The organism is Bradyrhizobium sp. LB13.1, from assembly GCF_054056815.1.
Genome location: NZ_JBSRYQ010000001.1, coordinates 5,965,152 through 5,980,166, shown reverse-complemented (window position 1 = coordinate 5,980,166; position 15,015 = coordinate 5,965,152). Strand labels below are relative to the sequence as shown.

At 63.3% G+C, this 15,015-nt stretch carries 11 protein-coding genes and 1 pseudogene; 9 read left to right on the top strand and 3 right to left on the bottom strand.

Annotation, left to right across the window (positions count from 1 at the left end):
* Positions 1–78: 78 nt before the first annotated feature.
* Positions 79–816 (bottom strand): GntR family transcriptional regulator, encoded by a 738-nt coding sequence (locus tag ACVWYI_RS29025; protein WP_456663833.1) that lies wholly within the window; start codon positions 814–816, stop codon positions 79–81.
* 132 nt (positions 817–948) lie between these two features.
* Here ACVWYI_RS29025 and ACVWYI_RS29020 point away from each other — a divergent pair, with 132 nt between their 5' ends.
* The 6 genes from ACVWYI_RS29020 (at position 949) to ACVWYI_RS28995 (ending at position 7,763) form a co-directional block, all read left to right on the top strand.
* Positions 949–2,151, top strand: coding sequence for a pyridoxal-phosphate-dependent aminotransferase family protein (locus ACVWYI_RS29020; RefSeq protein WP_456663832.1), 1,203 nt, complete (start codon positions 949–951; stop codon positions 2,149–2,151).
* A gap of 190 nt (positions 2,152–2,341) precedes the next feature.
* Positions 2,342–3,541, top strand: coding sequence for a pyridoxal-phosphate-dependent aminotransferase family protein (locus ACVWYI_RS29015; RefSeq protein ID WP_456663831.1), 1,200 nt, complete (start codon positions 2,342–2,344; stop codon positions 3,539–3,541).
* 62 nt (positions 3,542–3,603) lie between these two features.
* Positions 3,604–4,401: an enoyl-CoA hydratase/isomerase family protein gene (locus tag ACVWYI_RS29010; protein ID WP_354049812.1), complete on the top strand. Its 798-nt coding sequence runs from the start codon at positions 3,604–3,606 to the stop codon at positions 4,399–4,401.
* Between the two features lie 141 nt (positions 4,402–4,542).
* Positions 4,543–5,529, top strand: coding sequence for a tripartite tricarboxylate transporter substrate binding protein (locus ACVWYI_RS29005; protein ID WP_456663830.1), 987 nt, complete (start codon positions 4,543–4,545; stop codon positions 5,527–5,529).
* Positions 5,530–5,690: 161 nt separating this feature from the next.
* Entirely contained in the window at positions 5,691–6,233 is a 543-nt protein-coding gene (locus ACVWYI_RS29000) for a tripartite tricarboxylate transporter TctB family protein (RefSeq protein WP_456663829.1), read from the top strand.
* A 12-nt stretch (positions 6,234–6,245) separates the two neighbouring features.
* Positions 6,246–7,763, top strand: coding sequence for a tripartite tricarboxylate transporter permease (locus ACVWYI_RS28995; protein WP_354049815.1), 1,518 nt, complete (start codon positions 6,246–6,248; stop codon positions 7,761–7,763).
* Between the two features lie 202 nt (positions 7,764–7,965).
* Here the strand turns inward: ACVWYI_RS28995 and ACVWYI_RS28990 are convergent, their stop codons facing one another.
* Positions 7,966–9,159, bottom strand: coding sequence for a CaiB/BaiF CoA transferase family protein (locus ACVWYI_RS28990; RefSeq protein ID WP_456663828.1), 1,194 nt, complete (start codon positions 9,157–9,159; stop codon positions 7,966–7,968).
* 138 nt (positions 9,160–9,297) lie between these two features.
* Complete coding sequence (locus ACVWYI_RS28985) at positions 9,298–9,612, bottom strand: hypothetical protein (RefSeq protein WP_456663827.1); 315 nt, start codon at positions 9,610–9,612, stop codon at positions 9,298–9,300.
* A gap of 196 nt (positions 9,613–9,808) precedes the next feature.
* On the opposite strand from ACVWYI_RS28985, the gene ACVWYI_RS28980 reads away from it, so the two are divergent.
* The 3 genes and pseudogenes from ACVWYI_RS28980 to ACVWYI_RS28970 form a co-directional block, all read left to right on the top strand.
* Entirely contained in the window at positions 9,809–12,550 is a 2,742-nt protein-coding gene (locus tag ACVWYI_RS28980; RefSeq protein WP_456663826.1) for a M10 family metallopeptidase C-terminal domain-containing protein, read from the top strand.
* Between the two features lie 577 nt (positions 12,551–13,127).
* Entirely contained in the window at positions 13,128–14,681 is a 1,554-nt protein-coding gene (locus ACVWYI_RS28975) for a lipopolysaccharide biosynthesis protein (RefSeq protein WP_456664586.1), read from the top strand.
* Between the two features lie 3 nt (positions 14,682–14,684).
* A pseudogene (locus ACVWYI_RS28970) lies at positions 14,685–14,975 on the top strand (asparagine synthase (glutamine-hydrolyzing)); the annotation flags it as partial.
* Between the last annotated feature and the right edge of the window lie 40 nt (positions 14,976–15,015).

Sequence of the window (15,015 nt, the reverse complement as noted above, 5' to 3'; positions counted from 1 at the left end):
CCTACGGCCGGACTGGAGTATTCATTCTTGTTTCTGATCGATTACATTATGAATGCAAATGAGCAGGCTCGGCTGCCCTCACGGCGCGGCCGAAGCGCCCTCTTGGGGCTCGGTCAGGTGCTCGATCGCGGCCGTCCGCTTGTTGCGCAGGTGCTGGAACAGGATGTCGCTGAGCTCACTCGCGGCACGGCGGCGCAGCGCGTCGAGGATGGTCTCGTGCTCGCGCATCGCTTCGGCCCAGCGCTGCCGCTTGCGGGCGAAATTCGCGGAGTAGCGGACGCGGCGGATCCGCCCGGCAAAGTTCGCGTAGGCGGTCTTCAGCGTCTCGTTGCGCGCGGCCGCGACGATGCTTTCGTGGATGCGCTGGTTGATCTGGAAATAGCCGTGCATGTCGCGATGCAGATAGTGGCCGTACATCTCGTAATGCAGCTGCTCGATCGCGGCGATTTCCGCATCCGTAATGGCTTCGCAGGCGAGGCGCCCGGCCAGGCTTTCCAGCCCCGCCATGACGTCGAACAGCTCCTCGAGATCGCGCTGGCTGAGTTGGCGGACCCGCGCGCCGCGATTGGGGAGAAGCTCGATCAGCCCCTCTGCGGCGAGCACTTTCAGTGCCTCGCGCAGCGGTGTGCGGGAGATGCCGAGCATCTCGCAGAGCTGCCGCTCGGGAACGCGGGCGCCGTCCGGAATGTTGCCCTCGACCACGTAGTCGCGCAGCCGCAGCAGGATCTCGCCGTGAAGCGAGGCCTCCTGGCGGTCGCCGCCATTTGCGGCGGACGGGGCAATCGGAACCCCGGTGTCGGGAATCGTGGATTTCATTTGCAGCACAATAGTTTGCTCGTTTGGTCGCGTCGATCTTCACAATCGAATACCAAATTTGATTGAAAGTACAAAAAATGAATGCAAACTAGCTCGCAGAGCCGGCCAGAATCCGCCGACAGGGAGGTTTTCATGCATCAGGGACGCCATTTCCTTCAGATACCGGGGCCGAGCCCGGTCCCCGAGCGCGTCCTGCGCGCCATGGACATGCCCGTCATCGACCACCGGAGCGCGGAATTCGGCGAGCTCGGCCGGGCCGTGCTCGAAGGCAGCCGGAAAATCTTCCAGACCGCCGGCCCGGTGGTGATCTTCCCCTCGTCGGGGACCGGCGCCTGGGAGGCCGCGATCGTCAACACGCTGTCGCCGGGCGACAAGGTGCTGATGGTCGAGACCGGCCATTTCGCCACTCTGTGGCGCCAAATGGCGGGACGGTTCGGCATCGAGGTCGATTTCGTTCCCGGCGACTGGCGCCGCGGCGCCGATCCGGCCGTGATCGAGGCAAGACTCACTGACGACACCGCCCACGCGATCAAGGCCGTGATGGTCGTGCACAACGAGACCTCGACCGGCGCGACCAGCCGGATCGCCGAGATCCGCGCCGCGATCGATCGTACAGGGCATCCGGCGCTGCTGATGGTCGACACCATCTCCTCGCTCGGCTCGGTCGACTACCGCCACGACGAATGGAAGGTCGATGTCAGCGTCAGCTGCTCGCAGAAGGGTTTCATGCTGCCGCCCGGCCTCGGCTTCAACGCGATCTCGGAGAAGGCGCGCGCTGCGGCGAAGACCAACAAGATGCCGCGCTCCTATTTCGACTGGGAGGAGATGCTCAAGCCCAATGCAAACGGCTTCTTCCCCTACACGCCGGCAACCAATCTGCTCTACGGCCTGCGCGAGGCGATCGCGATGCTGCTCGAAGAGGGGCTCGACGACGTGTTCGCGCGGCATCAGCGGTTGGCTGCTGCGACCCGTGCCGCCGTCAATCATTGGGGCCTCGAAATCCTCTGCCAGGAGCCATCGGAATTTTCGCCGGTGCTCACGGCGGTGCTGATGCCGCCGGGACATGACGCCGATCAATTCCGCAAGATCGTGCTCGACAATTACAACATGTCGCTCGGCTCGGGCCTGTCGAAGGTCGCGGGCAAAGTCTTCCGCATCGGCCATCTCGGCGAATGCAACGCGCTGACGCTGCTCGGCGCGCTCACCGGCGTGGAGATGGGCCTTTCGGTCGCGGGCGTGCCGCACCGCTCCGGCGGCGTCGATGCCGCGATGAAGCTGCTGGAGCAGCGCCCGCAGGGCAATACGTCGCCGCATCTGAAAGTGGTCGGCACTTAAACCGCGCGGGGACACGCGGACGACAACCACAAAAAGCATTCAGGGAGGGTGAGATGGGAGTATGGCCGCAGAGTAGGGGGCGGCCGCCCTCCGGCCATGCATGGGAGCCGCCTTTAGAAGAGGGGACAAGCCGGTCAAATGGTGCTATTCGGCGGCCATCAAAATCAAGGCAAGACCGGGAAGGACGCCGATGACCGTGCATACTGGAAGGCATTTCCTACAGATTCCAGGACCGACCAACGTGCCCGACCGGGTGCTGCGGGCGATGGACATGCCGACGCTGGACCATCGCGGTCCGGAGTTCGCCGAGCTCGGTTTCGCCGTCCTCGCCGGAATGCAGCGGGCGTTCCGCACCAAGCAGCCCGTGATCATCTTCCCCTCGTCCGGCACCGGCGCCTGGGAAGCTGCGATGGTCAACGTGCTGGCGCCCGGCGACAAGGTGTTGATGTGCGAGACCGGCCAGTTCGCCGTGCTGTGGCGCGGCATCGCCGAGAAGTTCAAGCTCAACGTCGACTTCATCCCGAGCGACTGGCGCCATGGCGCCGATCTCGCCGAGATGGAGAAGCGGCTTGCGGCCGACAAGCAGCACGCGATCAAGGCGGTCTGCGTCGTCCACAACGAGACCTCGACCGGCTGCGTGACGCCGCCGCTCGAAGTGCGCAAGCTGCTCGACCGGGTCAAGCATCCGGCGCTGCTGATGGTCGATACCATCTCCGGCCTCGGCTCGATTGAATACGAACACGATGCCTGGGGCATCGACGTCTCGGTCGCCGGCTCGCAGAAGGGCCTGATGCTGCCGCCGGGCCTCGGCTTCAATGCCGTCTCGGAGAAGGCGCTCGCGATGGCCAAGGCCAACCCCGGCATGCGCTCTTATTGGGACTGGCAGGAGGTGATCAGCTTCAACAAGCTCGGTACCTTCCCCTACACGCCCGCGACCAATCTGCTCTACGGCCTGCGCGAAGCGGTCAAGATGCTGGAAGAAGAGGGGCTTGAGAACGCCTGGACCCGCCACAAGCGCCACAGTGCGGCGACGCGTGCTGCGGTCAAAGTCTGGGGCCTGGAGACGCAGTGCGCCGATCCCGCCGCACATTCGCCGGCGCTGACCGGCGTGCGCGTGCCTGATGGCCATGACGCCGACGCCTTCCGCAAGGTGGTGCTGGAAGCCTTCGACATGTCGCTCGGCACCGGCCTGAACAAGGTCAAGGGCAAGGTGTTCCGCATCGGCCATATCGGCCATTTCAACGATCTGATGCTGATGGGCACGCTCGCCGGCGTCGAGATGGGCCTGGATCTTGCACAGATCCCGCACCGGAGCGGCGGCGTATTGGCGGCCATGGACGTCCTGAAGGGACGCGACGTGGTGCCGATGGCCAAGGCCCAGGTGGCTTAAAGGCCCAGGTAGCCTGAAGGCTCAAGTGGCTTGAACTAGCTTAGAAAAGAAGTGAGCGCGCGATGAACGCACCGACGACTGCCAACGAAGACCTGCTCTACTCCGTCTCGGACGGCATCGCGCGGATCACTTTCAACCGCCCGCAGGCGCGCAACGCACTGACCTTCGCCATGTACGAGCGCATGGCGGAGATCTGCCTGGAGATCAACGCCGATCGCTCGATCAAGGCGCTGATCCTGACCGGCGCCGGCGACAAGGCGTTTGCCTCCGGCACCGACATTTCTCAATTCCGCGCGTTCAAAACCGCGCAGGATGCGCTCGACTATGAGGCTCGCATCGACCGCGTGCTCGGCACGCTCGAGCAGTGCCGCGTGCCCGTGATCGCGGCGATCGCGGGGGCCTGCACCGGCGGCGGCGCCGGAATTGCGGCCTGCTGTGACCTTCGCATCGGGACTGAAGCGACACGCATCGGCTTTCCGATCGCGCGCACGCTCGGCAACTGCCTGTCGATGTCCAATATCAGCCGCGTCGTCTCGCTGGTCGGTCCCGCCCGCACCAAGGATATGATCTTCAAGGCGCGCCTGGTCGAGGCGCCGGAAGCGCTCGCGCTCGGCCTGCTCACCGAAATCGTGCCCGATGTCGAGACGCTGCAGCGCCGCGCCGACGAGACCGCCAAGCTTGTGGCGAGCCACGCCCCGCTCACGCTGGAAGCGACCAAGGAGGCGGTGCGCCGCATCCGCCGCACGCTGTCGCGCGAAGAGGGCGAGGATCTGATCCTCAAGGCCTATATGAGCGAAGATTTCCGCGAGGGAATGGACGCCTTCCTCAACAAGCGCACGCCCAACTGGAAGGGCAAGTAGCGTATCTCCGGCTTGGGCCTCGTCAGCCGAAAGTCATAGGCGGCGGGATGCCCGCCTGCTTGAACTCGCTGGCTTTAGTCCGCACAATGTGCCGATAAATTACTGACAAACAAAGCCAACAATAACCAGGGGGCGAAACTCGTGCGAATTCTAGTGAAAGCTGTCGGGGTCGCAGCGGCGCTATCGTTGAGCGCTCCGGCGTTTGCCGCCTGGGAACCGACCAAGCCGGTCGAGATCGTGGTGGCGGCGGGCGCGGGCGGCGCCTCCGATCAGATGGCGCGGATGATGCAGGCCGCGATCCAGAAGAACAATCTGATGAAGCAGCCGATCGTGGTCTCGCTCAAGGGCGGCGCGTCAGGTGCGGAAGCGCTGATGTACATGAAGTCCAGCGAGGCCGATCCCAACAAGGTGCTGATCGCCTATTCGCTGATCTACATGCTGCCGCTGTCGGCGAAGATTCCGTTCAACTGGCGTGAGCTGACCCCGGTCTCGGTGATCGCGCTCGACCAGTTCGTCCTATGGGACAACAGCGCGGGTCCCAAGACGGTGAAGGAGTTCGTCGCCGCCGCGAAGGCTGCGAGCGCCCCGTTCAAGATGGGCGGCACCGGCTCCAAGCGCGAGGATCACGTGCTGACGGTGTTCCTCGAGCAGAAGACCGGCGCGAAATTCTCCTATCTGCCTTACAAGTCCGGTGGCGAGGCCGCGACCCAGCTGGTCGGCAACCACACCGAATCCAACGTCAACAACCCGTCCGAAAATCTCGAAGTCTGGCGCGCGGGCCAGGTGCGGCCGCTCTGCGTGTTCGACAAGGAGCGCATCTCCTACACCAGCAAAGTGACGGACACGCAGTCCTGGGCCGACATCCCGACCTGCAAGGAGGAGGGCGTCGATGTCCAGTATCTGATGCTGCGCGCGACGTTCCTGCCCGGTAAGGTCACGGCTGAGCAGCAGGCGTTCTATGTCGACCTGTTCCACAAGGTGACGCAGACCGCCGAATACAAGGACTACATGGAAAAGCAGGCGTTGAAGCCGATCTTCCTCACCGGCAAGGACATGGTGCAATTCCTCGAAGAGGACGATGCAGTCAACAAGTCGCTGATGACGGAAGCCGGATTCGTCGCGAAGTAGCTTTGGTTTCTCCCTCTCCCCGCTTGAGGGGAGAGGGTCGGAGTGAGGGGCTCTCTCCGCGAGTCCAATCCTCACCGTCATCGCGGAGACTCCCCCTCACCCCAACCCTCTCCCCGCAAGCGGGGAGAGGGGGAATTGAACTACTCGGTCCCCAACGGCTCATGTCCCAAACCGATCTTGAAATCGTCGTCGACGATCCGACCGCGCCCGAAGACGACTCGCCTTCCGTCGTCTCCTCCGGCACGGTCGAGATATTCGTCTGTCTCCTGTTGCTCGCGCTGGCTGCCACGCTCGGCTACGACAATTGGCGCACCGGCGCCTCCTGGGATTCGACCGGGCCGGAGCCTGGCTATTTCCCGTTCTATCTCTCCGTCATTCTCGGCGGCGGCAGCCTCTACGGCCTGATCGTGGCCCTGGTCGCGCACCGCAAGGCGGCTGAGACCTTCGTCACGCGCGCGCAGGCCCGCCGCGTGATGGCGGTGTTCGTGCCGACGCTGCTGTTCTGCCTGACGACGCAGTTTCTCGGCCTCTATGTCGCGAGCTTCCTGCTGATCGCGGGCTTCATGCGCTTCGTCGGCAAGATCGCGCCGTGGAAGTCGCTGCTCACCGCTGTCGTGTTCACGGCGATCATGTTCGTCACCTTCGACATCGCCTTCGACGTCATCATGCCGAAAGGGCCGCTTGAAGCGGCCTTCGGCTACTAGGCGGGGCCCGCGATGGAAGCTTTCGGTCTCTTGCTTCACGGCTTCGCCGTCCTGCTGACGTGGAAGACGCTCGCGCTGATGATGGTCGGGCTGGTGCTCGGCATTTTCGTCGGCGTGTTGCCCGGCCTCGGCGGGCCCAACGGCGTCGCGATCCTGCTGCCGCTCACCTTCACGATGGATCCGACCTCGGCGATCGTGATGCTGTCCTGCATCTACTGGGGCGCGCTGTTCGGCGGCGCGATCACCTCGATCCTGTTCAACATCCCCGGCGAGGCCTGGTCGGTCGCGACCACGTTCGACGGCTATCCGATGGCGCAGCAGGGCAGGGCGGCCGAGGCGCTGACCGCGGCGTTCACGTCCTCTTTCATCGGCTCGCTGGTCGCTGTGCTGCTGATCACCTTCCTCGCCCCGATGATCTCGTCCTTTGCGCTGAAGTTCGGCCCGCCCGAGTTCTTCGCGGTGTATCTGCTGACCTTCTGCTCCTTCGTCGGATTGGGCCGCGAGGCCAAGCACAAGACTGTTATCTCGATGTCGCTGGGGCTCCTGCTCGCGGGCGTCGGAATGGATACCGTGTCGGGGCAGCTACGCATGACCTTCGGTTCGTCCGAGCTTTTGCGCGGCATCAACTTCCTGGTCGCCGTCATCGGCCTGTTCGGCATCAGCGAGATCCTGCTGACGATGGAGGAGCGCCTCGCGCTGCGCGGACACGCAGCGAGCATTTCGCTGCGCGTCGTGCTGAGCGTGTGGAAGGACCTGCCGAAATACTGGGTGACGCTGCTGCGCTCCTCCGTCATCGGCTGCTGGCTCGGCATTACCCCGGGCGGCGCGATCGCGGCCTCCTTCATGGGCTACAATCTGGCAAAGCGCTTCGCCAAGGATCCCGAGAGCTTTGGCAAGGGCCGCATCGAGGGCGTGTTCGCGCCGGAAACGGCGGCGCATGCTTCCGGCACCGCGGCCCTCTTGCCGATGCTGGCGCTCGGAATTCCCGGCTCCGGCACCGCGGCGATCCTGCTCGGCGGGTTGATGGTGTGGGGGCTCAATCCCGGCCCGCTGCTGTTCGTCGAGCACAAGGATTTCGTCTGGGGCCTGATCGCCTCGATGTATCTCGGCAATGTCGTCGGCCTCGTGCTGGTGCTGACGACGGTGCCGATCTTCGCCTCGATCCTGCGCGTGCCGTTCGCCGCGGTGGCGCCGATGATCGTGGTGTCCTGTGCGATCGGCGCCTATGCGATCCAGAACGCCATGTTCGACATCTGGCTGATGCTCGGCTTCGGCGTCGTCGGCTACGTCTTCAAGAAGATCGGCATTCCCTTGGCGCCGTTCACGCTCGCGCTCGTGCTCGGCAACCGCGCGGAGGATGCCTTCCGCCTGTCGATGATCGGCTCCGGCGGCGACCTCAAGGTGTTCTGGTCGAACGGCCTGGTCGGCTCGATCACGACGCTCGCGATTGTGCTGCTGTTCTGGCCCATTATTGATGGGCTTCTGACACGCATTGGAGGGATGCAACGGGGTAAAGCCAGGTCACTTTGACCTCTATCACTCAAAACATCCCGGACAAGTTCCCGGACCCGCCGCAGCGGATCGTTCGCTGGCACACGTTTATCCGGCGCGATGTACGAAAACAGGCCGCCCTGATCCGTAAACCTGCCGCGCATGATCGTCTCCGCCGATTCGAGATGATAAAGTGAATCATCAAGTCCCCTCCCTGGCGAGGGGTTTTTTCAGCAGACTGTTAGACGACTTTCGCCTCCCTTAAACGAGCTACTTCCTCCTTGTTGAAGCCGAACTCCTTCAGCACTTCGTCGGTCTGCTCGCCGAACTCCGGCGGCCGCGCCACCATCCTGCTCGGCGTGCGCGACAGCGTCACGGGCTGGCCGACCAGGCGGATGTCGCGGTCTTCATCGTTCGGCACCTCCTGCGCGATACCGAGATGCTTGACCTGCGCGTCTTCGAACATCTGGTCGATGGCGTAGATCGGCCCGCAGGGCACGCCGGCCTCGTTGAGTTCACTGACCCAGGTCTCGGTGGACTTCGTCAAGGTACGCTTCTCGATCTCGGCATTGAGTGCGTCGCGGTTCTTGGAGCGGGCTGGCGCGGTCACATAGTCGGGGTGGCTGTAGAGTTCCGGCGCGCCGATCGCCTGCGCGCAGCGCTCCCAGATCCGGCCACCCGTCGTGGCGATGTTGATGTAGCCGTCCGAGGTCCTGAACACGCCGGTCGGGATGCTGGTCGGGTGATTGTTGCCGGCCTGTTTTGCCACGTCCTTTTCCATCAGCCAGCGCGCGGCCTGGAAGTCGAGCATGAAGATCTGGGCTTGCAGCAAAGAAGTCTGTACCCACTGGCCCTTGCCCGAGACCTCGCGCTCCAGCAGCGCGGTGAGGATGCCCATGGCGCAGAACAGGCCCGCGGTGAGGTCGGCGACGGGAATGCCGACCCGCATCGGGCCTTCGCCCGGCGCGCCGGTGATCGACATCAGCCCGCCCATGCCTTGCGCGATCTGATCGAAGCCCGGCCGCTTGTGGTAGGGGCCGTCCTGGCCGAAGCCGGAGATGCTGCCATAGACGATGCGCGGGTTGATCTCGCGCAGGCTCTCATAGTCGATGCCGAGCTTCTTCTTCACGTCGGGACGGAAATTCTCCACCACGACATCGGCCTTGGCGGAGAGGCGCTTGAACACGGCAAGCCCGCGCTCATCCTTCAGGTTCAGCGTCATCGCCCGCTTGTTGCGATGCAAATTCTGGAAGTCAGAGCCCCGCCGCGGCCCGCCCGGCTGCTCGCCGCCGGAATCCTCGGTCAGCGCGTCGATCTTGATCACGCTGGCGCCCCAGTCCGCGAGCTGCCGCACGCAGGTGGGTCCGGACCGGACGCGGGTCAGATCGAGTACGGTGAAGCGCGACAGGGCTTCGGAGGCATGCGGAAAGGGCATATTGAAAGGCTCCGGGACAGATTGCGGGCCTACCATAGTGCCGAAAGACCATGCGGCAAGACATCACGCGGCAGGTCTGGGCCGCGCGGATGCCGCCTGTCGAAATGCAATGCCTGAGGGGGCGCGGCGCGCGAAGGATCAGCGCGCCAGCTGCTTCAGCTCGGCACGCGCCTGCTCGGCCAGGGGATCGTCACCGTGACGCGCGATGAAGAGCTCGAACGCCTCCCGTGTACCCTGCCGGCGGGCGGCTTCGTACTCCTCCGCGACCGCAGCCGAGGGGTCGCGGGCCATTGGAACAGAGGGGGCGCGTCCCGCTGTGCCGCCTTGCTTGCCACTCTCATCCGCGCTGGCTTTCCCGACCATGACAGGCAGTCCTCCGAAATGTAGATGGTTCGGCCCGGCGAGTGCCACCAGGGCGCCAAACAGACCGACCGAGAGCGGACTTAGTTTCATTGTTCTGCCAATCACGTGGGTAGCCGGAACCGGCATCCTTGTCCTTGCCCCGTATGATTACGGGAATTGATGGCTAACACAGCATTATGGAAGAGGTCCGGCTGCGGACGCCAAAATTAAACCAAACATCCATCTCAAGCTGGGATATTCCGCCTGCGCCCCATCGAGCGCCATGCGCTGTTTCGCGGAGGGTCCATTGGCTACCACTGTCACCGTCAGCAGGACCAACAACGCAGACATCGATGGCCTGCTGTCGGGCTACAAATGGTCTGGCGCGATCACCTACAGCTTTCCCGACTCGTCCAGCGACTACGCGAATCCGTACAGCGGCGGCGACAGTGAGCCAACCACGTCGGGCTTTGCCTCGGCGCCGAGTCAGATGCAGGTGGCGATCAATTACGCGATCGGGCTGATCCTCGGCTACACCAACGCCAACATCCAGTACGCCGGGACGAACGGTGCCGACATCATGGTCGCGCAGTCGCCGGCGGCCAATCCGACATCCTACGCCTATTACCCCGGCAACTACGCGGCCGGCGGCGACGTGTGGTTCGGAACCGCCTACAACTATTCGCTGGCTGCGCTCGGCAATTACTATTTCACGACGGCGTTGCACGAGCTCGGACACGCCCTTGGCCTGAAGCATAGCCAGGAAACGGGCGGCGTCGCCAACGTCGCGGTGCCGAGCGCGCATGACGACAGCGAATACACCGTCATGAGCTATCGCAGCTATGTCGGTGCTTCGACGACGAGCGGCTACACCAACGAAGCCTATGGATATCCGCAGACCTACATGGCCAACGATATCCTCGCGCTGCAGACGCTGTACGGGGCCAACTACGCGACCCAAAGCGGGACCACTGTCTATACATGGAGCCCGACCACCGGGCAGGAGTTCATCAACGGCGTTGGCCAGCCGGCCGACAATGGCGGTGCCGGCGGCTCGGCCAATCGCATCTACCAGACGATCTGGGATGGTGGCGGCGTCGATACCTACGACCTGTCGAACTACACGACGAACCTGAGCATCAATCTGAATCCAGGTGCGTCGTCCGCGTTCTCGTCGGTTCAACTCGCCAATCTCGGAAACGGCCATTATGCGTCGGGCAACGTCTACAATTCCTATCTCTACAACAATGACGGCCGCTCCTACATCGACAACGCCATCGGTGGCTCCGGCAACGACGCGATCATTGGGAACGTCATTGCCAACGTGCTGAACGGCGGCTCCGGCAACAATACGATCACCGGCGGCGGCGGCAACGACACCATCATCGGGGACTCCGGCACCGATACTGCCGTGTTCTCAGGCAACAAGGCGAACTACGCGTTAATCTACAGCGCGGTCACGCAGAACTTTACTGTGGTTGATCAGCGATCCAGTTCTCCCGACGGAACTGATACCGTCAGCGGTGTCGAGTCTTTTCAGTTCGCTGATGGCAGAATTGCTAGCACCAGCCTAATCAACGCCACGATCGAAGCGATCGGGTCGACCAGTTTGGTGCAGATAGGAGACAACTTCTACCTTGATGCTATCAGCACGGGCAGCGGGCCTATCCTGAAGATCTCCGGCTCGCCGGTCAGCGCCATTGTGAGTGGCACCTGGGCGCCCATCGCAGCCGAGCAGACCGTCGGCGGATACGATGTGGCCTGGAAGGACTCCGCGACAGGTCACTACACGGTCTGGAGCACGGATAGCAGCGGCAACTATATTGCCAACATCGTTCCCGAGGTGACGGGGACAAATGCGTCATTTCAGTCGCTCGAGACCACCTTCCACCAAGACCTCAATGGTGATGGCAACATCGGTGTTCCCGTCAACACTATTGAGGCGCTGGGCTCCACCAAGCTGCTGCAGATGGGAGACAACTTCTACCTTGACGCTATCAGCACGGGCAGCGGGCCTATCCTGAAGATCTCCGGCTCGCCGGTCAGCGCCATTGTGAGTGGCACCTGGGCGCCCATCGCAGCCGAGCAGACCGTCGGCGGATACGATGTGGCCTGGAAGGACTCGGCGACAGGTCACTACACGGTCTGGAGCACGGATAGCAGCGGCAACTATATTGCCAACATCGTTCCCGAGGTGACGGGGACAAATGCGTCATTTCAGTCGCTCGAGACCACCTTCCACCAAGACCTCAATGGTGATGGCAACATCGGTGTTCCCGTCAACACTATTGAGGCGCTGGGCTCCACCAAGCTGCTGCAGATGGGAGACAACTTCTACCTTGACGCTATCAGCACGGGCAGCGGGCCTATCCTGAAGATCTCCGGCTCGCCGGTCAGCGCCATTGTGAGTGGCACCTGGGCGCCCATCGCAGCCGAGCAGACCGTCGGCGGATACGATGTGGCCTGGAAGGACTCCGCGACAGGTCACTACACGGTCTGGAGCACGGATAGCAGCGGCAACTATATTGCCAACATCGTTCCCGAGGTGACGGGGACAAATGCGTCATTTCAGTCGCTCGAGACCACCTTCCACCAAGACCTCAATGGTGATGGCAACATCGGTGTTCCCGTCAACACTATTGAGGCGCTGGGCTCCACCAAGCTGCTGCAGATGGGAGACAACTTCTACCTTGACGCTATCAGCACGGGCAGCGGGCCTATCCTGAAGATCTCCGGCTCGCCGGTCAGCGCCATTGTGAGTGGCACCTGGGCGCCCATCGCAGCCGAGCAGACCGTCGGCGGATACGATGTGGCCTGGAAGGACTCGGCGACAGGTCACTACACGGTCTGGAGCACCGATAGCAGCGGCAACTATATTGCCAACATCGTTCCCGAGGTGACGGGGACAAATGCGTCATTTCAGTCGCTCGAGACCACCTTCCACCAAGACCTCAATGGTGATGGCAACATCGGTGTTCCATCAGCCGGGGCCACCGCCGACGCGTCATCTACTGCAGAGCATCTTCTGGCACACTTCTTGATCTACTGAAGATGTCGGGACATAGCCGATCTCCGATTCAGAGATCGTAACAATCACCTAACGAAAACATCAGGAAAAGGTGCGGCCAAAACGCCGCTTACGTTCGATTTCCGCACACAGATTTGCTAAGCGGCAGGGCGAATCGCTCGGCGGCTGGTTGCTGACCTCGGTGCAGCCGCGCGAGGTTACGCTCGAGCAAGGCGAGTGCAGAGGTGCTGGCGCTCCAGCGGCCGGCAGCCGCACCCGGTGGCCCCCCACGGATGCCGGTGGCAGGTCGACGATGCCGGGCCCGGCCGAGCCGTCTTCGCCTTTCGTGCCGCGTTCGACGCCGAAGAAACGGCGAGTCGGACGGACTTTGAGCGGGCCTTTCCGAGCTCGCCCCGCAAACGTCCGCAATCTGTCCCGGCAAGCCTCGGGTTGAACCCTGAAAGAACGGTCCAACGGGTCCGACCCAGCCGGGCCGGCTGCGGTCCCCACCGGCTATCGACATTCCGTGAACTGACTGCTAGCCCGAATTCGCGATGCCTAGGGGGCCCCTGATCGGCGCGGGGCAAAGGCTTGGTGAGGTGATAGCCGCGTGGCTGGCATGACGTTGAGAAAAACACCGCCCGATCTGCTGGGGAATTCCGCGTGGAATGCGATGGCTTTCCTGGTGGCCGTGGTGCTCAACCTGGCCATCCTGCCTTTCGTGATCACTCACCTCGGACTCGCTGCATTCGGGGTCGCGGGTCTGGTCACCTCATGCATTGCGCCAGCACTGGTGTTCAGCAACGCGCTCGGCCTGTCGACGTCGCGCGAGCTTGCACAGCGACTGGCGCCATCCGACCGCGACGATGCGCGACGCCTGTTCGCGACCGCGGTCATGCTCGCGATCGGCGCGGGCGGACCGATCGCCATTTTCCTTCTGGTTGCCGGGGCTCCGCTTGCGCGTCTCGGATTTCATCTGGCCGGTTCGGCCGCCGACGATCTCGCACTGGCCTTCGCGCTGGCCGGTGTCGGCTGGTTGTGCCAGTGTGTCCTGGCGGTCTTCATTTCGTTGTTCACCGCGCGGCAGGACTATCGCCGGATCGCCTCGATCGGCATCGTCAGTACCGTGGTTTCGACTCTTTCGATGCTCCTCCTGATCCCCGCCGCGCCATACGCATCGACGTTCCTGGGTTGCCAGGCGTTGGGATTGGCAATCGGCCTGCTGCTGGCCCTGGCTTGGTCGAGTGGCCAAATGCGCAAATGGCTGGCGCCGCCAGCACTGCATCGCGAGGCACTCGGCAGGCTGGTTCAGTTCGGCGGATGGCAAGTTGCCGCACAGGGCGGTGCGCTACTTGCAGGGCAAGCCGATCGATATCTGCTCGGCGCGCTGCTGCAACCGCAGTTCGTCGGTTTTTATGGCGTTGCGCAGCGCCTGCAGGAGGCGACCTATATCGGTATCCTGAAGATCGGCGAGATTCTGTTTCCCTTCTTCAGCACGCTGCAAGGGGAGAGCGAGGACCGCAAGGTCGATCTGCTGTTTCGATCGTCGTGGATTCTCAACGTCCTGGCCGCAAGTGCCCTGGGCGGGTTGATCCCTGTGGCTGGCCCGCTGCTGTATGTCTGGACCGGCGCCGAGGTCGCGGCCGAGGCTGCACGGGTTCTCGTCGTGCTGTCGATTGCCGGGATCCTCGGATCGAGCGCGAACGTCTTCGGCTTTTACTTGCTGGCGCACGGGCGGTCGCGCTCTAACGCGTTCATCGCCTTGGTCACGGGTGTCGTCACACTCCTGACCAGCGCGGTCGCATTGCCACGCTTCGGATGGCAGGCGGCTGGCTGGAGCGCATGTGCCGGAATGATCGCGCAGATGGCGACCATTGTCTTCCTGTTGCGCCGCAGTTTTGACCTGGCCGGCATGTGGTCGCGCATCGTGCATTGCGTGCTGATGCCGCTTGCTATCGGGATCTCGACGGCGCTGGCGGTGCGATACGGTCTCGACCGCGCGCCATTCCACCTCGCGCCGTCCTGGTGGTCGGTGGGAGCCGTCTCGTCGCTGACGGCCGCGACCATCTTCGTGATTGCGGTTGCCGCGTCGCAATTGGGTCCGTATCGAAGGGCCTGCTGGCAAGACATTCGCTCCATCGTCACTCGCTTCTTGCCCGTCAAGGTTGTATAGGACATGTGCGGGATCGCAGGCATCGTAAATCTAGGTGGCAACGCGGTCGAACCGGCCGACATCTCGCGGCTGACCAGCCTGATCGCGCATCGCGGTCCGTTCGGCGAGGGGACCTGGTTCAGCGCAGACCGAAGCCTCGCATTCGGCCACCGCCGCCTGGCCATCATCGATCCCGGCGACGGCGGCTATCAGCCCATGCTGTCTGCGGACGGCCGCCACATGATCGTGTTCAACGGTGAGATCTACAATTTCCTCGAGCTTCGCCGCGAGCTCGAGGCGCAGGGCGCGGTGTTCCGTAGCCAATCCGATACCGAAGTGATCCTGGCCGCCTGGC